General features: G+C 60.1%; 20 protein-coding genes. 18 read left to right on the forward strand and 2 right to left on the reverse strand.

Annotated elements, in window-relative coordinates; genetic code table 11:
• Positions 1-10: 10 nt before the first annotated feature.
• The 7 genes from CFBP4996_RS24725 to CFBP4996_RS24755 all read left to right on the forward strand — a co-directional run bounded on the left by CFBP4996_RS24725 (position 11) and on the right by CFBP4996_RS24755 (position 6,937).
• Positions 11-817: an ABC transporter substrate-binding protein gene (locus CFBP4996_RS24725; protein WP_080840107.1), complete on the forward strand. Its 807-nt coding sequence runs from the start codon at positions 11-13 to the stop codon at positions 815-817.
• Positions 818-888: 71 nt separating this feature from the next.
• Positions 889-1,554, forward strand: coding sequence for an amino acid ABC transporter permease (locus CFBP4996_RS24730; protein WP_080853433.1), 666 nt, complete (start codon positions 889-891; stop codon positions 1,552-1,554).
• Positions 1,555-1,566: 12 nt separating this feature from the next.
• Complete coding sequence (locus CFBP4996_RS24735; RefSeq protein ID WP_006312400.1) at positions 1,567-2,220, forward strand: amino acid ABC transporter permease; 654 nt, start codon at positions 1,567-1,569, stop codon at positions 2,218-2,220.
• Positions 2,213-2,935, forward strand: coding sequence for an amino acid ABC transporter ATP-binding protein (locus CFBP4996_RS24740; RefSeq protein ID WP_080853432.1), 723 nt, complete (start codon positions 2,213-2,215; stop codon positions 2,933-2,935). Before CFBP4996_RS24735 ends, CFBP4996_RS24740 begins: the two co-directional genes overlap by 8 nt.
• Positions 2,935-4,176 carry an NAD(P)/FAD-dependent oxidoreductase gene (locus CFBP4996_RS24745; RefSeq protein ID WP_080853431.1) on the forward strand — a complete coding sequence of 414 codons (1,242 nt, stop codon included), beginning with the start codon at positions 2,935-2,937 and terminating at the stop codon, positions 4,174-4,176. Before CFBP4996_RS24740 ends, CFBP4996_RS24745 begins: the two co-directional genes overlap by 1 nt.
• A 12-nt stretch (positions 4,177-4,188) precedes the next feature.
• Positions 4,189-5,898, forward strand: a complete 1,710-nt coding sequence (lhpI, locus tag CFBP4996_RS24750; protein ID WP_080853430.1) for a cis-3-hydroxy-L-proline dehydratase — start codon at positions 4,189-4,191, stop codon at positions 5,896-5,898.
• Positions 5,899-5,908: 10 nt separating this feature from the next.
• On the forward strand, positions 5,909-6,937 hold the full coding sequence (locus CFBP4996_RS24755) for a trans-3-hydroxy-L-proline dehydratase (RefSeq protein WP_080853429.1): 1,029 nt from the start codon (positions 5,909-5,911) through the stop codon (positions 6,935-6,937).
• Positions 6,938-7,183: 246 nt separating this feature from the next.
• Here CFBP4996_RS24755 and CFBP4996_RS24760 read toward each other — a convergent pair whose 3' ends face one another.
• Together CFBP4996_RS24760 and CFBP4996_RS24765 are read right to left on the reverse strand one after the other, a co-directional pair.
• Positions 7,184-8,206: a LacI family DNA-binding transcriptional regulator gene (locus CFBP4996_RS24760; RefSeq protein ID WP_080853428.1), complete on the reverse strand. Its 1,023-nt coding sequence runs from the start codon at positions 8,204-8,206 to the stop codon at positions 7,184-7,186.
• A gap of 157 nt (positions 8,207-8,363) precedes the next feature.
• On the reverse strand, positions 8,364-8,684 hold the full coding sequence (locus tag CFBP4996_RS24765; protein ID WP_003505663.1) for a hypothetical protein: 321 nt from the start codon (positions 8,682-8,684) through the stop codon (positions 8,364-8,366).
• A gap of 294 nt (positions 8,685-8,978) precedes the next feature.
• Between CFBP4996_RS24765 and CFBP4996_RS24770 the strand changes: the two genes are divergently transcribed.
• The 11 genes from CFBP4996_RS24770 to CFBP4996_RS24820 all read left to right on the forward strand — a co-directional run bounded on the left by CFBP4996_RS24770 (position 8,979) and on the right by CFBP4996_RS24820 (position 21,196).
• Positions 8,979-9,782, forward strand: coding sequence for a transporter substrate-binding domain-containing protein (locus CFBP4996_RS24770; RefSeq protein ID WP_080853427.1), 804 nt, complete (start codon positions 8,979-8,981; stop codon positions 9,780-9,782).
• Positions 9,783-9,849: 67 nt separating this feature from the next.
• Complete coding sequence (locus CFBP4996_RS24775; RefSeq protein WP_003505665.1) at positions 9,850-10,554, forward strand: amino acid ABC transporter permease; 705 nt, start codon at positions 9,850-9,852, stop codon at positions 10,552-10,554.
• On the forward strand, positions 10,551-11,210 hold the full coding sequence (locus CFBP4996_RS24780) for an amino acid ABC transporter permease (RefSeq protein WP_080853426.1): 660 nt from the start codon (positions 10,551-10,553) through the stop codon (positions 11,208-11,210). Before CFBP4996_RS24775 ends, CFBP4996_RS24780 begins: the two co-directional genes overlap by 4 nt.
• On the forward strand, positions 11,191-11,922 hold the full coding sequence (locus CFBP4996_RS24785) for an amino acid ABC transporter ATP-binding protein (protein WP_003521699.1): 732 nt from the start codon (positions 11,191-11,193) through the stop codon (positions 11,920-11,922). Before CFBP4996_RS24780 ends, CFBP4996_RS24785 begins: the two co-directional genes overlap by 20 nt.
• 23 nt (positions 11,923-11,945) lie before the next feature.
• Positions 11,946-12,881 carry a 2-hydroxyacid dehydrogenase gene (locus CFBP4996_RS24790; RefSeq protein WP_080853425.1) on the forward strand — a complete coding sequence of 312 codons (936 nt, stop codon included), beginning with the start codon at positions 11,946-11,948 and terminating at the stop codon, positions 12,879-12,881.
• A gap of 213 nt (positions 12,882-13,094) precedes the next feature.
• A complete protein-coding gene (locus CFBP4996_RS24795) occupies positions 13,095-15,269 on the forward strand; it encodes a putative bifunctional diguanylate cyclase/phosphodiesterase (protein ID WP_080853424.1) in 2,175 nt (724 codons plus the stop codon).
• 450 nt (positions 15,270-15,719) lie between these two features.
• Positions 15,720-16,835: a porin gene (locus tag CFBP4996_RS24800; protein WP_080853423.1), complete on the forward strand. Its 1,116-nt coding sequence runs from the start codon at positions 15,720-15,722 to the stop codon at positions 16,833-16,835.
• A gap of 311 nt (positions 16,836-17,146) precedes the next feature.
• On the forward strand, positions 17,147-17,776 hold the full coding sequence (locus tag CFBP4996_RS24805) for a flavin reductase family protein (protein WP_080853422.1): 630 nt from the start codon (positions 17,147-17,149) through the stop codon (positions 17,774-17,776).
• Positions 17,777-18,123: 347 nt separating this feature from the next.
• Positions 18,124-19,059, forward strand: coding sequence for a LysR family transcriptional regulator (locus tag CFBP4996_RS24810; RefSeq protein ID WP_003521693.1), 936 nt, complete (start codon positions 18,124-18,126; stop codon positions 19,057-19,059).
• Positions 19,060-19,163: 104 nt separating this feature from the next.
• The gene (locus CFBP4996_RS24815) at positions 19,164-19,643 is read left to right on the forward strand and encodes a formate dehydrogenase subunit gamma (protein WP_080853421.1); all 480 of its coding nucleotides are present in this window, start codon (positions 19,164-19,166) and stop codon (positions 19,641-19,643) included.
• Positions 19,640-21,196 carry a formate dehydrogenase beta subunit gene (locus tag CFBP4996_RS24820; protein ID WP_080853420.1) on the forward strand — a complete coding sequence of 519 codons (1,557 nt, stop codon included), beginning with the start codon at positions 19,640-19,642 and terminating at the stop codon, positions 21,194-21,196. Before CFBP4996_RS24815 ends, CFBP4996_RS24820 begins: the two co-directional genes overlap by 4 nt.

Below are 21,196 nucleotides of genomic sequence, written 5' to 3' on the forward strand. Positions count from 1 at the left end.
CAAATAAAGAATGAAAAAATCGGTCATCGTCGCCGGCCTCTTGGCCGCCACTTTCGCTATTACTCCGGCCAAGGCCGACAAACTTGACGACATCATTTCGTCCGGCACGCTGCGTTGCGCCGTCGTGCTCGATTTCCCGCCCATGGGCGCGCGTGATGACGCCAATAACCCGATCGGCTTCGATGTCGATTATTGCAACGATCTCGCCAAGGCGCTCGGCGTTACCGCTGAAATCGTCGAAACGCCGTTCCCGGAGCGTATTCCGGCGCTGATGTCCGGCCGCGTCGATGTGGGCGTTGCTTCCACTTCGGATACGCTGGAGCGCGCCAAGACGGTCGGCATGACCGTGCCTTACTTCGCTTTCGAAATGGCCGTTACCGCCAACGACAAGTCCGGCATCAAGTCCTTCGAGGACATGAAGGGCAAAACGGTCGGCGCAACGGCCGGTACGTTCGAAGCCATCGCGCTCGAAAAGACGGTCAAGGAATGGGGCGTCGGCGAATTCCGTCCGTACCAGACGCAGGCAGACGTGTTCCTCGCGCTCAGCCAGGGCCAGATCGACGCCACCGTTTCCACCTCGACGGTTGCGCAGTCCAACGTCAAGGGCGGCAAGTTCGCCGGCATCTCCGTGGTCGGCAAGGCGCCCTATGACATCGATTATGTCGCGCTCTTCACCAACCGTGACGAATACGGCTTCATCAACTACCTGAACCTCTTCATCAACCAGCAGGTTCGCACCGGCCGTTACGCCGAACTCTATGAAAAATGGGTTGGCGGTGAAGTTCCCTCGCTCACCGTCAACGGCGTTTATCGCTGATCAGGACTTTTCGTAAACGGCGCGGTCAAGATGATCGCGCCGTTGATCGTTTCTGAAGAGGCGGGACGCCCATGTTCAACTATACATTTCACTGGAATCAGGCGCTGAAGGCTTTGCCGCAGCTTCTGGACGGTGCGGTGGTGACGCTGCAGATCGCCATCCTGTCGATGGTGATCGGCCTTTCCTTCGCCATCCTGCTGACGCTGTTCCGGCTCTCCGGCAACCGCATTCTCGGCGCTTTCGCCTCCGTCTGGGTGGAAATCGCCCGCAACACGCCGGCACTGTTCCAGATTTACATGGCCCATTTCGGCCTTGGTAATTTCGGCATTCATTTGAGCCCCTATACCGCGCTTCTGGTCGGCATCGCCTTCAACAATGCCGGTTATCTCGCGGAGAATTTCCGTGGCGCGCTGAAAGCCATTCCCGATACGCAGACGCGCTCCGGCCGCTCGCTCGGCATGACCTCGATGCAGACCTTCCGGCTCATCATCCTGCCGCAAATGCTGCGCGTCGCTTTTCTGCCGGCCACCAACCAGATGGTCTGGGCAATTCTCATGACCTCGCTCGGTGTTACCGTCGGCATGAATACGGATCTCGCCGGTGTGACGCAGGCGCTCAATGCGCGCTCGTTCCGCACCTTCGAATTCTTCGCGCTCGCCGCGGTCATCTATTACGTGATCGCCAAGATCGTCACGCTCGCCGCCCGCTTGCTGGCCGCGCGTCTGTTCCGTTATTGAGAGAGGTGAGCCATGTTTGAAACCGCTCTCACCTGGAGTGATCTCGCCTTCCTGGCCAAGGGTGCCGGCATGACGCTTGCCGTCACCGCCGTCGCCGTCACGGCGGGCACCATCATGGGGATCATCTTCGGTATCATCCGTTTCCAGTTCGGCCCCTATTGGTCGCTGCCGCTGACCTTCGTGCTGGATATTTTCCGTTCCGTGCCGCTGCTCATCCAGCTCGTTCTCGGCAACGCCTTCCAGTCGATAGCCAAGCTCGGTTGGCCGCCATTCACCACCTCCTGCGTGGTGCTGTCGCTTTATACGGCGGCCTATTGCACGGAAATCGTGCGCGGCGGCATCGGTGCGGTGCCGTCGAATACGCGGCGCGCCTGCCGGTCGCTCGGCATGACCTGGTCGCAGGACATGCGCTACATCGTGCTGCCGCTTGCTACCCGCGTGTCGCTGCCCTCGTGGATCGGCCTTACCCTTGGTGTGATGAAGGATTCGGCGCTGGTGCTGTGGCTCGGCCTTATCGAGCTTCTGCGCGCCTCGCAGATCCTCGTCACCCGCCTGCAGGAACCGCTGACCATTCTGATGATCTGCGGCGCCATCTACTTCCTTATCAGCTTCCCCATCGCCCGTTTCGGCGGGTATCTCGAAAGACGGTGGTCCCCCAATGATTGAGATCGAAAACGTCCGCAAATCCTTCGGCCCGCTGGAGGTTCTGAAAGGGATCAACCTCACCGTCAACAAGGGCGAGGTCGTCACCATCATCGGCGGCTCCGGTTCCGGCAAGTCGACGCTGCTGACCTGCATCAACGGCCTCGAGCCGATCGACAGCGGCAAGATCGTCATCGACGGCACGGAAGTGCATGCAAAGTCCACCGACCTCAACAAGCTGCGCCGCAAGGTCGGCATCGTCTTCCAGCAATGGAACGCTTTCCCGCATCTGACGGTGCTCGAAAACGTCATGCTCGCGCCGCGCAAGGTGCTCGGCATCTCGAAGGAGCAGGCCGAGGAAATCGCGGTGAAGCAACTGACCCATGTGGGTCTTGCCGAAAAGCTGAAGGTCTATCCGAACCGCATGTCGGGCGGTCAGCAGCAGCGTATGGCGATTGCCCGCGCGCTTGCCATGTCGCCGGAATATATGCTGTTCGACGAAGTCACGTCTGCGCTCGACCCGATGCTGGTGGGCGAAGTGCTCGATACGCTAAAGATGCTGGCGGATGAGGGCATGACGATGATCTGCGTCACCCACGAAATGGCCTTCGCGCGTGATGTCTCGAACCGCGTCGCCTTTTTCCATCAGGGGGTGATGGCGGAAATCGGTACGCCGGACCAACTGTTCGGCGCGCCGCAGCGTCCTGAAACCCAGAAGTTCCTGGCGAGCGTGCGGTAATGCCAGCCAATGATGTCATTGTCATCGGGGCCGGCGTCGTCGGCCTCTCGGCGGCAATCGCGGCGCAGGGCCGTGGCCTGTCGGTCACGGTCATCGACCGCGAGGGACCGGCGGCGGGCGCGTCCGCCGGCAATGCCGGCGCCTTCGCCTTCACCGATATCCTGCCGCTGGCATCGCCCGGCATTCTATGGAAGGCGCCGAAGTGGCTTCTCGATCCGCTCGGTCCGCTCAGCGTGCCGCCGGCCTATGCGCTGAAGATCGCGCCGTGGATGTTCCGCTTCTGGCGGGCCTGTGCCGCTTCGAAGGTGGAGCATTCCACCGCCGCCCAGACGGCGCTGATGGATCTCGCTAAGGCCGAGCTGGAGCCGTTCCTGAAAAAGACCGACACCATCGCCATGCTGCGCAAGGAGGGTAACCTCCAGGTCTATGAAAGCGAGGCGGAATTCGAAGCCTCGCTTCCCGGCTGGAAGGCGCGCGAGCGGCACGGTATCGAGTTCCGGCATCTCAATGCCGAACAGATGGCCGAGATACAGCCCGGCATCGCCCCGCGTTTCACCTGCGGCACGTTCACGCCCGGCTGGTATTCCATCGCCGATCCCAAGCTTTATACGCTGGCGCTGGCCGAGCATTTCCGCACCATTGGCGGCCGTATCGAATGCCTCGATATCGCTTCGCTCAGGCCGCTGGAAGACGGCGTCGAGGTGGTGAGCCATGACGGACGCACCCGCAAGGCCGCCAGGGTGGTGCTGGCGGCCGGCGCCTTTTCGCATCGTATCGCCCGTTCGCTCGGGGAAAAAATTCCGCTGGAAACCGAACGGGGGTATAATACAACCCTGCCGTCTGGCGCCTTCGATCTGCGCACGCAGGTGACTTTCGGCGGCCATGGTTTCGTCGTCACGCGGCTTTCCTCGGGCATCCGCGTCGGTGGCGCGGTGGAACTGGGCGGGCTGGAGCTTCCGGCCAATTTCGCCCGTTCCGAAGCGCTGCTGACCAAGGCGAAAGCCTTCCTGCCGGGCCTGAAAACCGAAGGCGGCAAGCAGTGGATGGGCTTTCGCCCCTCGCTGCCGGACAGCCTGCCGGCCATCGGCGAAGCACGGCACACGGCGCGGGTGGTCTATGCTTTCGGCCATGGGCATCTGGGGTTGACGCAATCGGCGGGCACGGCCCGCATCGTCGCCGATCTTCTGACGGGGCAAAAACCCGCCATCGATACAAGGGCATTTTCGCCGCAACGTTTCTGACGGGGATTTCCGATGTCTTCTTCCCTCTCGACAACAGCCGTTCCTGAAGCCCGCAGCATTTTGCCGGGGGCGGCCGAAGGTCCCGTGATTGCGACGACCGAAGCGCTGAGTTTCTGGGGCGGGGTCGATCCCGCCACCGGCAGGGTGATCGACGTGCACCACCCGCTGCATGGCACCTGTCTCACCGGCGGCGTGCTGTTCATGCCCACCAGCCGCGGTTCGTGCACCGGTTCGGGTGTGCTGCTCGATCTTATCCTGACGGGCCGTGCGCCCTCGGCGCTGGTCTTCTGCGAGGCCGAGGACGTGCTGACGCTGGGCGCGCTGATCGCCGCCGAAATGTTCGGCAAGCCTTTGCCGGTGCTGCGCCTCGACGCGGAAAATTTCGCCCGGTTCTCCAAAGCCGTTCATGTCCGTATCGATGAGACGGCCATCGAAGCCGATGGTGTTTCTCTTGCCATCACGCCGCCGGCGACGGCGCATCTCGATCTTCGGGATGACGACCGGGCCATGCTCGAAGGGCGCGATGGCATCGCCGTGCAGCAGGCCATGCGCATCACCGTCGCCATGGCCGCCCAGCAGGGGGCGTCGGCGCTTGTCGATGTCACGCAGGGTCACATCGATGGCTGCATCTATGCCAGCCCCGCCAATCTCACCTTCGCGGAAAAAATGGCGGAGATGGGCGCGAAGGTACGGGTGCCGACGACCATGAACGCCATTTCGGTGGACAAGGCGCATTGGCGTTCGCAGGGCATGCCGGAGGATTTCGGCGACCCGGCTGCAAGGCTGGCGGATGCTTATGTGCGCATGGGCTGTCGCCCGACTTTCACCTGTTCGCCTTACCTGCTCGACAGCGCGCCGCAGGCCGGCGACATGATCGCCTGGGCCGAATCGAACGCGGTGATCTTCGCCAATACGGTTCTTGGCGCGCGCACGGCCAAACATCCGGACTTTCTCGATCTCTGCATCGCGCTGACGGGCAGGGCGCCACTTGCCGGCGTCTATCTGGAGGAAAATCGCCGTCCTCAGCGCATCGTCAATGTGGCCTTGCCGCAGGGTGTGGATGATGCCTTCTGGCCGCTCGTCGGTTATCTGGCGGGCAAGGCCGCACCGGATTGCATTCCGCTGCTGCGCGGCCTTGGCCCTGCGAAGCCGTCACGGGATGATCTAAAGGCGCTCTGCGCCGCTTTCGGCACTACCTCCGCTGCGCCCATGCTTCATATAGAGGGCGTAACGCCGGAAGCCGGTCTTCCGCCTCTCGAAACGGCCGATATCGTCACTGTTTCACCCTCCGATATGGCCGCCGGCTGGTCGCTTCTCAATGAAGGACCGGAAGAGGTGCAACTTGTCGCCATCGGCAGTCCGCATGCCTCGCTGGAGGAGTGCCACGCGCTTGCGGCTGAATTTGCCGGCCGTCGGCGTCACGCGGATGTCGCCGTCATCGTCACAGCCGGCCAGCAGGTCATCGATGCAGCCGGGCAGGACGGCACTTTGCAAAGCCTGCGTGACAGCGGCGTGCAGGTGCTGCCCGATCTTTGCTGGTGCTCCATTTCCGAGCCGGTTTTCCCGACGAAGACCCGTGCCCTGATGACGAATTCAGGCAAATACGCCCATTACGGACCCGGCCTCAGCGGTCGCGCCGTGCGCTTCGGCAGCCTTGCCGATTGCGTTGAAAGCGCGCTGACCGGGCGTGCCCCATCCCTTCTTCCTTCATGGCTTTCCTAAGGAGTTTTGAATGCGCAGTATCAAGACCGTTCATGTCATTTCCGCCCATGCGGAAGGCGAAGTCGGGGATGTGATCGTCGGCGGTGTCAGGCCGCCGCCGGGCGAAACGATCTGGGAGCAGAGCCGCTTCATCGCCCGCGATGAGACGTTGCGCAATTTCGTGCTCAACGAGCCGCGCGGCGGCGTGTTCCGGCACGTCAACCTGCTGGTGCCGCCGAAACATCCCGACGCGGATGCCGCCTTCATCATCATGGAGCCGGAAGACACGCCGCCCATGTCCGGCTCCAACTCCATCTGCGTTTCCACCGTGCTTCTGGATGGTGGCATCGTGCCGATGCAGGAGCCGGAAACCCATATGCTGCTGGAAGCACCGGGCGGGCTGGTGAAGGTGCGCGCCGAATGCCGCAACGGCAAGGCCGAGCGCATTTTCGTGCAGAACCTGCCGAGCTTTGCCGCAAAACTCGATGTCGAACTCGAGGTTGAAGGCCTCGGCACGCTGAAGGTGGACACCGCCTATGGCGGCGACAGCTTCGTCATCGTCGATGCCGAGGCGATGGGCTTTAGCCTGAAGCCGGAAGAGGCGCATGAGATCGCCCGCCTCGGCGTGCGCATCACCAATGCCGCCAACAAGGCTTTGGGCTTCGACCATCCCGAAAACCCGGACTGGCGGCATTTTTCCTTCTGCCTGTTTGCGGGCAAGGTGGAGCGCACGACCGAAGGTCTCAGGGCAGGGGCGGCCGTCGCCATCCAGCCGGGCAAGGTGGACCGTTCGCCGACAGGCACGGCACTTTCAGCCCGCATGGCGGTGCTGCATGCGCGCGGCGAAATGAAGGAGGGCGAAACCCTGACGGCGGTGTCGCTGATCGGCTCCACCTTTACCGGCCGTATTCTTGGAACCACCAAGGTCGGTGATCGTCCGGCCATCCTGCCGGAAATTTCCGGCCGGGGCTGGATCACCGGTATTCACCAGCACATGCTCGATCCGTCCGATCCGTGGCCGGAAGGGTATCGTTTGACGGATACGTGGGGCGCGCGGTAGGCGAACTCCCTCCTTGCGCGTGAGGCGTGGGTCCTCGGGTCAAGCCCGAGGATGACGTCGAGAATGGGTGAGGATGGTGCCACTTGTTTCTTCTCCCCGCCGGGGAGAAGGTGGCCCGAAGGGTCGGATGAGGGGGCAACGCTAACGATATGCGGAGAGCTAGCCCCCTCATCCCGCTGCCGCGGACTTCTCCCCGCCGGGGAGAAGAAGCAAGCAGCATCCGCTCGTCCCAATAGGGCTAGACGCTCACCCACCCAGCCGCTTCGTCGTCTCCCGTACGATCAGCTCGAAGCCGACATCCACCCTTGCGCCTTCGGGAACAATGGCATCCTTTTCCGCCTCCAGTATCGAAAGCAGCAACTCGCCCGCCCTGCGGCCGATCATCTGGGCGTCCACGCGGATCGTTGAAATTGCAGGGTAACATTGCCGGCCGATATCGAAGTCGCCGAAGCCGAGGATGGAAATGCGGTCAGGGACACTGATTCCCCTTCGATGACATTCCGTCAGCGCGCCGACGGCGGAAATATCCGATACGGCGAAGATGGCCTCGACATCTGGCGCCTTGGCCAGCAGCGAGCCGAGGGTCTTTGCCCCGTGGTCATAGGAGACCGGGGCGCTGCCTTCGCGGATGATGAGATCGTCGGCAATGCCGGCTTCACGCAGGGCCGCGCCGAAACCGAGCAGGCGGCTTTCGCCGCGCCAGTCCTTCACATCGCCATCGGCCCTCGATCCGAGCGCACCGATTCGCTTGAAGCCAAGCGATATCAGATGCTTGGCGGCGGTTCTTCCTACTTCGTAATTGGAAAAACCGACCGCATGGTCGATCGGGTGTTCCGGCACGTCCCAGATTTCCACGATCGGGATCCCGGCGCGCATCAAAACTTCGCTCGCCATCTTGGTATGCACCGTGCCGGCGACGACGATGGCATCGGGGCGGCGCTCCATCATGGTGCGGATGACGCGTTCTTCCTCCTGCAGATCGTACATGGTGTAGCCGATCAGCAATTGGTAATCGGCTGCGCGCAGCGCATTGGCAAGCCCCTGTGCGCTATCGGCGAAGTTGGAGTTGGTGAGCGTCGGCAGGATGGCGGTGATGAAATTGGTGCGGCGGGAGGACAGCGAACCGGCGATCCGGTCCGGCACATAACCCAGCTTCTCGATGGCCTTCATCACCTTCTGGCGAGTGTCCTCGGACACCAGCGCGGGATCGGCCAGCACCCGCGAAACGGTCATCTTGGAGACGCCCGCGAGTTTCGAGACATCGCTCATGGTAGCTTTTTTTGACGTGACTAACGCTGCGGCCAAGGGCGTGCGCTCCACCAAAGCATGTCTCCCTAAATTCGAACCGGTTCAGGACAAGACATACACGAAGACAATAAGGGAAAGCACGCCGTATGATTGCAGATCGATGCGGCGTGCACCGGATTTATGCGACGCGGCTATAGACCAGATGATAAAAACGCCCGTCGCACATGCTCATCATCTCATCCGTCAGCACCCGGCCTTCCAGCCGGACGGGGGAGACCAGCGCTTCCTCCACCGCCTCCATCGACGGATAGTCGATTTCCTGCACCATGATGATCGAAGCGGCGTCCGGGTCCGTGCGCTCGGTGCGCATCACCCGCACGGCCTGCGCATTCGGCATGCGTTTCCAGACCGGCAGCAATTTCTCCTCGACGATGCGGAAAAACTCCTCCTCCCGGCCAGGGTGAATCCTGCCTTCGAAAATTGCCGAGCGTGTATACATGTTTCCTCCCGAATGATTGCCGACCGAAACAGTTCTGTAGATCGGACTTGCAATGATACCGATAACATGCATTATTGATCCTGCCAAGAACGTGAAACGGTGTCGAACAGAGGAAAATCGATAACCAGCCGAAAACATTGAATTTCATAGGAGATTCATCTGGTTTTGTGCTTTCGCGGTTTCTTGGGAGGAGTTTTTAGTCAATCGCGTTAAAATGTTATCGAGAACATTTTCCGGTTTGTGCAAGGCCGCTGTTCCATTCTGGGCAGCCACTATAAGGTTGGAGGAGAAACCATGAGCATATCCAGATTTCTGAAGAACATGACCGTTGCCGTCGGTGTTGCAGCAGCAACGCTTGCTGCCAGCACATCCGCCCATGCCGTCTCGATCAGCGAGATCACGGCGCGCGGCAAGGTCAAGATCGGTGTTCTGACCGGTGCGCCGCCGATGGGCATGGTGGATGAGAAGGGCAATCCTTCCGGTTACGACGTGGATGTCGCCAATCTCATCGGCTCTTACCTGTCGCTGCCGGTGGAACTGGTGCCGCTGACACCGCCTGCGCGTATTCCCGCACTTCAGACCGGCAAGGTCGATTTTCTTGTTGCGACGCTTGCGCCGACCGGCGAGCGCGCCAAGACCGTGATGTTCACGCAGCCTTACAGCGCCTTCAACATGGACATCATTTCCGGCAAGGACCAGAAGTTCGAAAATCTCGATAGCCTCAAGGGCAAGCGCGTTTCGGTCAATCGCGGCTCCTCGCAGGAAACCGCGCTGCGCAAGGCCAATGTCGAAGGTCTCGAAATCGTCGTTTACGAAGACGATTCCACCAGCGCCCAGGCACTGCTCGCCGGTCAGGTCGATGCCGTCGCCTTGCCGTCCACGGTTGGCGAAGCGATCATCAAGCAGCGTCCGGAAGCCGGTCTGCAGGTCGGTTTCACCTTCTTCCAGCAGGGCAATTCCATGGCGACCAAGCCTGAGGATTTCGAGCTGCGCCAATGGCTGAACACCTCCATCTATCTCATGAAGATGTCCGGCGATCTCGACCGCATCTCGGTCAAGTGGACCGGCCGTCCGCTGCCGCAATTGCCAAGCTTCTGATTGAGCCTTTCAACGCGCCCGTCGGGAAACACTCCGGCGGGCCCGGGAAATGTCAACGGAGTGACGCATGTCCTATACATTCCAATTCGGCGCGCTCGCCCAGTATCAGAACGAGATTCTGAACGGCATATGGCTGACGATCAAGCTGTCAGTCCTGTCCATCGTGCTCGGCTGCGCTTTCGGCATTCTTTTGGCCTCGCTGCGGTCCATCAATGGCGGCATCGTCCGCATCATCGTGGACGGTTATGTGGAAGTCATCCGCAATACGCCGTTTCTCGTGCAGCTTTTCATCGTCTATTTCGGCCTGCCGGGCCTCGGCTTCAGGGTAGGGGCGGATACGGCGGCGCTGATCGGCATGACGATCAACCTCGCCGCCTATTCGACGGAAATCATCCGCGCCGGCATCGAGGCGGTGCACAAGTCGCAGATCGAGGCAGGTGAGGCGCTGGGTTTCACCAAATACCAGATTTATCGCCACGTCATCATCGTGCCGGCCATCGCCAAGGTCTATCCCTCGCTTTGCAGCCAGTTCGTGCTGATGATGCTGGCATCGAGCATATGTTCGGCCATTTCCACCCATGAGCTTGCGGCTGCCGCAGCCTTCGTGGAATCGCAGACCTATCGCTCCTTCGAGGTCTATATCGTCGTCACGCTCATCTATCTTGCGCTGGCGCTTTCGCTGCGGCTCATCCTTGCCCTCGTCGGCATGTGGCTGTTCGGCCGTCGCGTTGCCCGCAAGACGATGACCGCCATGCCGGAGGTGCAGTCATGACTCTTCGAACTTTCGGCTGGAACGAGTTCGGCTTCCTGCTGACCGCCCTGCAATGGACCGTGCTTCTGACGATCATTGCGCTTATCGGCGGCGGCATTGTCGGCTTCTTCGTGGCGCTCGCCCGCACCTCGAATTTCAAGGGGCTGCGCATTGCCGCCGGCACCTATATCCAGGTGATCCAGGGCATTCCGGTGCTGATGATCCTGTTCCTGTCCTATTACGGCCTCAGCCTTGCCGGGCTGGAACTGCCACCGCTCTTTGCCGCCGGCGCCTCGATGACGATCTATACATCGGGTTACCTCGCGGAAATCTGGCGCGGCTGCATCCAGGCGGTGCCGAAGCAGCAATGGGAAGCGTCGGAATCGCTTGCGCTGACCCGCGCCCAGCAATATCGCTACGTCATTCTGCCGCAGGCGATCCGCATTTCGCTACCGCCGACCGTCGGTTTCGCCGTTCAGGTCGTCAAGAATACGTCCATCGCATCGATCATCGGTTTCGTCGAATTGGCGAGAGCGGGGCAGCTCATCAACAATGCCACGTTCCAGCCGTTCCGCGTCTTCGTCGCCGTGGCCGTGCTTTATTTCATCGTCTGCTACCCGTTGTCCCAGCTGTCGCGTTGGCTGGAAAGGAGGCTTCATGCCGGAAGTAATCGTTGAAAACGTTCATAAGAGCTTTGGCGCTCTGGAAGTCCTCAAAGGCGTGTCGCTGACGGTCGGCCGCGGTGAAGTCTTCGCCCTCATCGGCCGCTCCGGTTCGGGCAAGAGCACGCTGCTGCGCTGCATGAACGGGCTGGAGAAGATCAATTCCGGCCGTATCGAAATCGCCGGTCATGCGATTGGCGAAGATGCCAAGGCGTTGCGCAAGCTGCGCACCGATGTCGGCATCGTGTTCCAGAGCTACAATCTTTTCCCGCATCTGACGGTCGGCGAAAACATCATGCTCGCGCCGCGTATCGTCAAGGATGTGGCGAAATCGGAAACCAAGGATATTGCCCGCGAGGTTCTGCAACTCGTCGGCCTGTCGGAGAAATTCGATTCCTATCCGGACCAGCTTTCCGGTGGCCAGCAGCAGCGCGTGGCGATTGCCCGCTCGCTCGCCATGCGGCCGAAGGTGATGCTGTTCGACGAGGTGACCTCGGCGCTCGACCCTGAATTGACCGAGGAAGTACTGACCGTCATGGAAAACCTCGCCAAAGACGGCATGACCATGATCCTCGTCACCCATGAAATGGCCTTTGCGCGCCGCGTGGCGACCGAAACCATCTTCATGCACAAGGGCAAGATCTGGGAGCAGGGCCGTTCTTCCGAACTTTTCGCCAACCCGCAAACGCCGGAACTCCGGCAATTCGTCAAGGCCGATGTGAAGTAGTTCACCGGCGCAAAGGAAACTTCATGACCACTGAAATCGTGCAATTGTGCCCGCTCATCCCGGCACTGGAACAGGAACTTGCGCAGCGCTTCACCGTGCATCGCCTGTTCGAGGCTGCTGACAAGGCGGCGTTCCTTGCTGACAAGGGTGCTTCAATCCGCGGCGTCGTCACCGGCGGCCATATCGGCCTGCCGGCGGATATCGGCGCCGCACTCCCCAATCTTGAAATCGTCGCCATCAACGGTGTCGGTTTCGACAAGGTCGATCTCGCCGAAGCCAAGCGACGCGGTTTCCGCGTCTCCAATACGCCTGATGTGCTGACAGCCGATGTCGCCGACCTCGCGCTTGGCCTCGTTCTGGCGCAGGCGCGTAAGCTGCCGCAGGCCGACCAGCATGTGCGCACCGGCCAATGGCTGAAAGGCGATATGGGGCTTTCCACCCGCGTGGCCGGCCGCCGTTACGGCATATTCGGCCTCGGCCGCATCGGCCAGGCAATCGCAAAGCGGCTCGAGGGTTTCGATGCGCGCATTTCCTACACCGCCAGAAACCGCCGCGATGTTGCTTATGATTATTATGACAGCATCGAGGCGCTGGCCGCCAATTGCGACGTGCTGATCATCGCCGCCGCCGCTACGGCCGAAACCCGCCATATCGTCAATGCGGATGTGCTGAAGGCGCTTGGACCGCAGGGCGTGCTCGTCAACGTGGCGCGCGGTTCGCTGGTGGATGAGAAGGCGCTTGTAGAGGCTCTTGCCAGCGGCACGATCGGTGGCGCGGCGCTGGATGTCTTCGAGGATGAACCGCGCGTGCCGGAAGCGCTTTTCGCCTTCGACAACGTCACGCTCGCCCCGCATGTCGGCAGCGGCACGCACCAGACGCGCCGCGCCATGGCTGATCTCGTTCTCGCCAATCTCGATGCCCATTTTGCCGGCAAAGAATTGCCGACGCCGGTGGTGTGACGGTCAACGAATTGCCGCCTGTGGTCTTGACGGCGCAGCTTCGGTTGCGCCGTTTTGATTCGGGGAGGCTGCTGCAAAAGGCTGGTTTCCCGGCAATCTCCTGTCGTTGTTCATATTTATATAATACGTATAATCCTACTATTCTGCTTCCTTATAAAATGATGAGGCGGAGAGGTGCGTTCCAAAGGCCCGAAGACACCCGTGCAGAACCGGATGTCGCGAAAAAAGCGCGATGTCACGCCATCCGCCACTCCTGACATGAGCGAAAACAGCAATCCTTCCGACCGGCACGCGCTTCTGGAAGCGATGATCGACCACGTGCCGGATTTTATCTATGCCAAGGATCTGGAAGGGCGCTTTCTTTTCGCCAATCGCGCCATCGTCACCGAAAACGGCTTTGACACTGTCGAGCAACTGATCGGGCTCACCGACTACGATATTAACGGTGAAGCGGCGCAGCGCGCCGGCATTCCCGATACCGAGGCGCGGGTGATGCGCACCGGCGAACCGGATCTCGGTTACGAGGAACGCGCCATGCGCGGCGATATCGACCGCTGGCTCATGATGTCGCGCGTGCCGCTGAAGGACAAGGCCGGCAACATCATCGGCGTGGTCGGCGCCTCGCGGGATATAACCCAGAAAAAGGCCTCGGAAAGACTGCTTCAGGCGCAGGCGCATATTCTGGAAATGATCGTCGCGGCGGCGCGCATCGAGGATTTTCTCGAGGAGTTCGTCAAGGCAATCGAAAATCTCGCGACCGGACTGGCCTGCGCGGTGCGGGTGTTCGATGCGGCGGAAGGGGAACCTTCCGTTTACGCCTCGCCGGCGCTCGCGCAGCAGGAGGGGCTGGTCGCACTTGTTTCCAGCGTCAGCGATCCCGAGAGCCTTGTCCATCCGGCAGAAAACATGGCTTTCAGTTTCGATATTCCCGCCAGCGAAGGCAAGGCGCATGGTTTCGTCTGGTGCATGCTGGCCGGCCGCCAGCCGGATGCGGCGCTGGTGGAATTCATAGGCGCTGCGGCGCGCATGGCGGGGCTGGCGATCGACCGCAAAAGGGCGGCGGAACATATCGCCTTCCTGGCGGATCACGACATGCTGACCCGACTGCCGAACCGACGTTTCCTCGATACGAGACTGCCGGAAATACTGGCGGCGGCGGCAAAGGCGAACCGAAGGGTCGGTATCGGTTTTCTCGACCTCGACAATTTCAAGCAGATCAACGATACGCTCGGCCATAGCATCGGCGACGCGTTGCTGTCGAAAACCGCCGAGCGCATTGCGAAAAGCCTCCGGAAGAACGATCTCGTTCTCAGGGTGGGCGGCGACGAGTTCGTCATCATTCTCGAAGAGCGCAGGGACGATGTCGAAAACCGCCTGCAGCGCATCCGCGCCGCTGTCTCGCAGCCATTGCGTATCGGCAATTACGATATCAAGGTCACATGCAGCATCGGCATGGCCTTTTTCCCGGAACATGGGGAAACCACGGCGGAAATCGTCGCGGCGGCCGATCTCGCCATGTATGAGGCCAAACATACCGGGCGCGACAGCATCGCCACCTTCACCCCGAACATGGCGGATGATCTGAGAAAGAAGTTCACCCGCATCGAGGAACTGCGCAAAGCCGTAAAGAGGGACGAGTTTGTGCTGCACTTCCAGCCGCAGGTCGATCTTGTCAGCGGCCGGATCAGCGGTGTGGAGGCGCTGGTGCGCTGGCAGCACCCCACGGAAGGTCTGCTCGGCCCTGCGGAATTCATCGGACTTGCGGAAGAAACCGGTCTGATCGTCGAACTCGGAGAAAGCATTCTCGAAAAGGCCTGTCGTCAGGCGCAGGCATGGGCCGCCGCCGGCCTGTCGCCCGTCAAAATGGCGGTCAATATCTCTCCGCGGCAGTTTCAGGGGGGACTGGTGCAGCAGATCAGGTCAGTGCTCAAGGAAACCGGCCTTGCGCCGTCCCTGCTGGAAATCGAAATCACCGAGACGCTCATCATTCAGGATGTTGAAACATCGGTGCGGATCATGCGGGCCATCAAACAGATGGGCGTCAGCCTGGCGCTGGATGATTTCGGTATCGGTTATTCCTGCCTCGGCATGCTCAAGACATTCCCACTATCCTGCATGAAGATAGACCGCTCGTTCCTCACCCATCTGCCGGAAAAGACCAAGGACAGCGCCATCGTCTCGATCATGATCCAGCTTGCCGGGTCTCTTGGCATCGATGTCATTGCCGAAGGCGTGGAAGCCGGCGAGCAGGCGACATTTCTGCGTGATGCCGGCTGCCCCTACGGTCAGGGTTATTACTTCAGCCGCCCGGTGCCGGCAGAGGCGATCGAAGACATGCTGGCGAAGACGACGATATTCGCGACCGGCTTACCCGAACACCGCCTATAGGCTGTCCGGGCGGCCATTTGTTTCAGATCGGCCAGATATGGCTTTCCGGGAGAGGCCGGGCGGCTTTGCCGCCTTTGCCCTGTGCGGTTCTGTAACGAAACCACTTCGTTTCCCCTAGCCTGTAAGATGTCTCCCGATCCCGTGCGGAGCGGGAGATGTTTCATTCTATCGATTTACAATTTGGTATTCTATGAATTTTTATATAAGTAATAAATTATATTATTTCGAAATAAGAATTCAAAATATTATATTTTAAACTATTAATTTGTTGTAATTTTACTACGAAATTAAAATGCTTACTTTATATGTATTTGTATTTCGCCGATTTAAATTGCGAGTCTACAGCAACTTCTGTCATTTGCTGAATCAGCGCAGGGAAGCGGGCGGCAGGGAAAAGACCAGCCCTCAAATTTGCGCATTCGTTGAAAAATTTTTGACTGGAGATTACAAATGAACATTAAGAGCCTTCTGATCGGCTCCGCTGCGGCTCTCGCAGCAGTATCCGGCGCTCAGGCCGCTGACGCTATCGTCGCTGCCGAGCCCGAGCCCATGGAATATGTTCGCGTCTGCGACGCTTTCGGCACCGGCTTCTTCTACATCCCCGGCACCGAAACCTGCCTGAAGTTCGACGGTTACGTTCGTTTCCAGACCGACTTCGGTCGTGACCAGTCCGGCACGTCCGACTGGGATTCCTTCACCCGCGCCCAGTTCAACGTCGACACGCGTTCGGACACCGAGCTCGGCGCTCTGCGCGGCTACTTCGGTTTCCGTGGCCAGGCTGACCAGGACAGCAGCCGCGCTGTCGTTCTTGACCAGGCTTTCATCGAAATCAGCGGCCTGAAGGTCGGTTTCTACTATAACTGGTGGGATGACGGTCTCTCTGGTGAAGTCGATAACCTCAGCTCGAACCAGACCCGTCTGAACGCTATCCGTTACACCTACGACGCTGGCTCCTTCTACGCTGGTGTTGCCGTTGAGGAACTGGAAGGTGTTATCGCCGGTAACTCGATCAGCGGAACGACCATCCAGCGCAACAATCTGGGCGTAAACCAGCTCAACTGGACGACGCAGAACCGCCAGGGCGACAACAATGTCGGCGTCAGCGCCATCGTCGGCGCCAAGTTCGGCGGCGTTAAGGCTAACCTGCTCGGCGGTTACGACACCGACGCTGAAAACGGTGCGATCCGTGCGATCATCACCGCTGATGTTGGCCCGGGCACGTTCGGCCTCGCAGGCGTCTGGGCTTCTGGCGCCAACGCATACTACGAAGAATCCGAGTGGTCCGTTGCTGCTGAATACGCCATCAAGGCGACCAAAGAACTGACCATCACCCCCGGCGTTCAGTACTTCCGTACGCTTGATATCGGCACCGACGGCAAGTTCACCGGCGACCGCGATGCATGGCGCGCTGGTGTAGCAGTTGGCTACAAGATCACTACCGGCCTCTCCACGCTCGTTTCGGTTAACTACCAGAGCGTTGACGGCGATGAGCGCGTTCGTAGCGGCATCGGCAGTGGCGCTGGCGACCAGTGGACCGGTTTCGTTCGCCTGCAGCGTTCGTTCTAATAGTCTACAAAAAGCATAGTAGGGTTAGACAACTCAGATCCACCCCGTTTCCAAACGGGTGAGTAACTAGCTCCAGTCAAAGTTTCTGACATGATGTCAGGTTTACTCCCCGGACCCCTCCAGGCCGGGGAGTTTTTACGCTTATAGTCGATGCGTGGATGGCGGCTCCGTCCATTTGGTGCGTGCGGGTTTGCTACTTCTCCTTTGCTCCCCAAATGTGATGCAGCAAAATCGGCTATCCCGTGATCAGGGTGATTGAGTAATTGTCTGCAATATGAAATATTATTGTATACAATAAATCAGGTGCTCCCATGGAATTCGATTTTACCGCGCTTGAGCCGCAGAGCCGTTATCGTTTGCTGACCAATTTTATCGGTCCACGGCCGATAGCGCTTGTCACGACGCGCTCGACCGCTGGCCACAACAATGCCGCACCGATGAGCTTTTTCAACGTTTTCTCCCATGATCCGCCAATCGTTGTTCTCGGCATCCAGCCGCGTGTGACGGGCGAGGAGAAGGATACGATGGCCAATATTCGTCGCACCGGCGAATTCGTCATCAACATGGTCGATATGGCTCTGTCCGAACAAATGCTTGTCTGCGGCCTCGGTTTCGACAGCGAAGTGGATGAACTTTCGATTGCCGGATTGACGGCCACGCCCTGCAGCAAGATCGATGCGAGCTTTGCGGCGGAATCGCCCTGCGCCTTCGAATGCCGTGTGGAGCGCCTGATCGATTATCCGCGCCGTACCCTTGTCCTGGGGGAAGTGGTGCACATGCATGTCCACAAGGATTGCCTCGATGCGGAGGGGCGTTATGTCGATCCGGACCGATATCAGCCGATTGCGCGCCTGCATGCCGATAATTACATCAGCTCGGATCGTCAGTTCGTCCTCAAGGCGCCCGCGATGACAGACTTCATCAAGCCGGATGGCGAGTGAAGGTTCTTGCGGCTGAAGCGCCGAATACCCTTTGCCTGCCGCCATAAACTCCAGAGAATGAGAGGGCAGGGCATCGAGGCGGCGATGACGATTGGTTTCGCTTCCCGATGCTGTGCGGCAGGAGGCGAAACGACGGATGGGTCAATGCCGCCATAAGCTGCGTCCAGTGCGGTTGGAGTGGTTGACCGAACGTCGACGCCATGACTGCCCGTGCCTGACGGAATCCAGTCTTGCCACCCCCCGCGATTTCAGGAAAACAACGGCATCCATTTGCGGGCTTCCCCGCCTCGTTCTAGTGTTCTCCTGCTCGCACCATACGCAGGGTCGCGAGCGACGCGGGAGGACGCATGATCGACAAGCTGGAATTTTTCATTGCATTGGCGCGCGCAGGGCATTTTGGCCGCGCGGCGGAGGAGTGCGGCGTTTCCCAACCCAGTCTCTCGGCCGCGATCCGGCAGCTGGAGGACCAGCTTGGTGTCGTTCTTGTGGTGCGTGCGGCGCGTTATCAGGGGCTGACACCGGAGGGCCAGCGTGTTCTCGAATGGGCGCGTCGCATCGTCGCCGATACGCGCACCATGCGTGAGGAAATGCGGGCGGCGCGCAAGGGTCTGGCGGGCCACATCCGCCTTGCGGTCATTCCGACGGCGCTTGCGATGGTGCCGCGATTGACGGAATCCTTTCAGGCTCGGCATCCCGACGTGACCTTTTCCGTGACGTCACGCACCTCGCTTCAGGTCCTCAGCCAGATCGAAAACCTCGAGATCGATGCGGGAATCAGCTATCTCGACAATGAACCTCTTGGCCGAGTGACCACGGTGCCGCTCTATTCGGAGCGATATCACCTGATTGCAGCAGCCGGAACGCCGCTCGCCGATCAGGAAAGCGTTACCTGGAAGCAGGTTTCAGGTCTTAGGTTATGCCTATTGACTTCGGATATGCAGAACCGCCGTATCATCAACAAGCATATGGCTGAAGCGGGCGTGGAGGTAAAACCGACATTGGAGTCCAACTCCATGATTGTGCTGTTTTCGCATATCCGAACCGGACAATGGGCTTCAATAATGCCGCGTAACATAGCGGAATCATTTGGTTTTCCAAAACAGATCAGAATGATACCGATCACCGAGCCGGACGCGGAACATCTGGTGGGGTTGATCGCAACCTATCGCGAACCACACACGCCGCTCGTTTCCGCGCTTCTTCATGAGGCGCGTCAGCGCGCAGCGGCGATGGCTTTTGATAGGAATTTCCTATCGGTTGACGAAAACACATTATTGACCTGATCCGGCCGACCTCGCCATTCTCCCGAACCATGCAGGGGCTGCGCTGGCACTGAAACATGTGCCGCTCGCCATACCTGCCCCTGTCGGTTTGGGAGGACTGGCTTATGAATATCCGTGCGGTTGCTGCAGATGAGGCGGCCCGTGTTTCCGCTATCATTGACGAACTTCTCCACCTGGAGGGGCCATTGCTGCCCATTCTGCACGCGGTGCAGGAAGAATTCGGCTACATACCGGAAAGCGCCAAGCAGATCGTCGCATCCGCGCTGAATATATCGCGCGCCGAGGTTCATGGCGTCGTGACCTTCTATCCTGATTTTCGCGATCATCCGTCCGGCCGGCATGTGCTGAAGCTCTGTCGCGCCGAGGCTTGCCAGTCGATGGGTGGCGAGCCTCTTGCGGAAACCATCAAGAACCGGCTCGGCCTTGACTGGCACGAAACGGCAGCCGACGGCTCCGTCACGCTGGAGCCGATCTTCTGTCTCGGGCTTTGCGCGCAGGCGCCTGCGCTGATGCTGGATGGCGAGCTTCATGCAAGACTGGATGAGCACTGTCTTGGCGACATTCTGGCGGAGGCGCGCCGATGAGTGTCACCGTTTTTGTTCCGGGCGATTCCGCCGCGCTTGCCGTTGGCGCAGACCGTGTCGCCGAAGCGATCGGCCGCGAGGCGGCCAGCCGTAACCTCGATGTGCATATTGTACGTAATGGCTCGCGCGGCATGCTCTGGCTTGAAGTGCTGGTGGAAGTGCGCACCGAACATGGCCGTATTGCCTACGGGCCGGTCAAGTCCAGCGACGTTGCCTCGCTTTTCGATGCGGGTTTTCTCACCGGCGGCGAGCATCGTCTCTGTCTCGGGCCGACGAAGGACATTCCGTTCCTGAAAAGCCAGACGCGCCTGACATTTGCCCGCTGCGGCGTTACCGATCCATTGTCGCTTGCGGATTACCGCGCCTATCAGGGCTTGAAAGGCCTCGAAAAAGCCGTCGCCATGGCGCCGGCCGATATCGTTGCGCAAGTGACCGAAAGCGGCCTGCGCGGACGCGGCGGCGCGGGTTTCCCGACCGGTGTCAAATGGAAGACCGTCGCCGATGCGGTGGCTGACCAGAAATACATCGTCTGCAATGCCGATGAGGGCGACAGCGGCACCTTCGCCGACCGCATGATCACGGAAGGCGATCCCTTCGTGCTGATCGAAGGCATGGCGATTGCCGGCCTCGCCGTCGGCGCGACGAAAGGTTTCATCTATACGCGCTCGGAATATCCTTACGCCATCAAGGTCATGGAGCAGGCAATCGAAATCGCCCGCCGCGAAGGCATCATCGGCCCATCCGTGCTCGGTTCCGGGCGGGCCTTCGATCTCGAAGTGCGCATGGGTGCCGGCGCCTATGTCTGTGGCGAGGAAACCTCGCTTCTGAACAGTCTGGAAGGCAAGCGTGGCACCGTGCGGGCCAAGCCGCCGCTTCCTGCTTTGCAGGGCCTGTTCGGCAGGCCCACCGTCGTCAACAATGTGATTTCGCTCGCCTCCATTCCGGTCATCATGGATCGTGGTGCAGCATTCTATCGCGATTTCGGCGTCGGCCGCTCGCATGGCACCATCCCCATCCAGCTTGCCGGAAACATCAGGCATGGCGGGCTTTATGAGACCGCCTTCGGCCTGCCGCTCGGGCAGCTGGTCAATGATATCGGTGGCGGCACGATCACCGGCCGTCCCGTCAAGGCGGTGCAGGTGGGCGGTCCGCTCGGGGCCTATTTCCCGGTCTCGCTGTTCGACACGATCTTCGACTATGAAGCCTTCACGGCCGCCGGTGGCCTGATCGGCCATGCGGGTATCGTGGTTTTCGACGATACCGCCGATATGCTCCATCAGGCCCGGTTCGCGCTGGAATTCTGCGCCGTCGAAAGCTGCGGCAAGTGCACGCCCTGCCGCATCGGCTCCACACGCGGCGTCGAGACGGTGGACAGGATCGCGCTCGGCATCGAGCGGGAGAAAAATACGGCACTCCTCGCAGACCTCTGCGAAACCATGAAATTCGGTTCGCTCTGTGCGCTCGGCGGCTTTACGCCCTATCCCGTCATGAGCGCGCTCCGGCATTTCCCTGATGATTTTGCCCCCACCCCACGTGTTGAAGCGGCGGAGTAA

Origin of the sequence: Agrobacterium leguminum, from assembly GCF_005144435.2 — a bacterium.
Classification (GTDB): Bacteria; Pseudomonadota; Alphaproteobacteria; order Rhizobiales; family Rhizobiaceae; genus Agrobacterium; species Agrobacterium leguminum.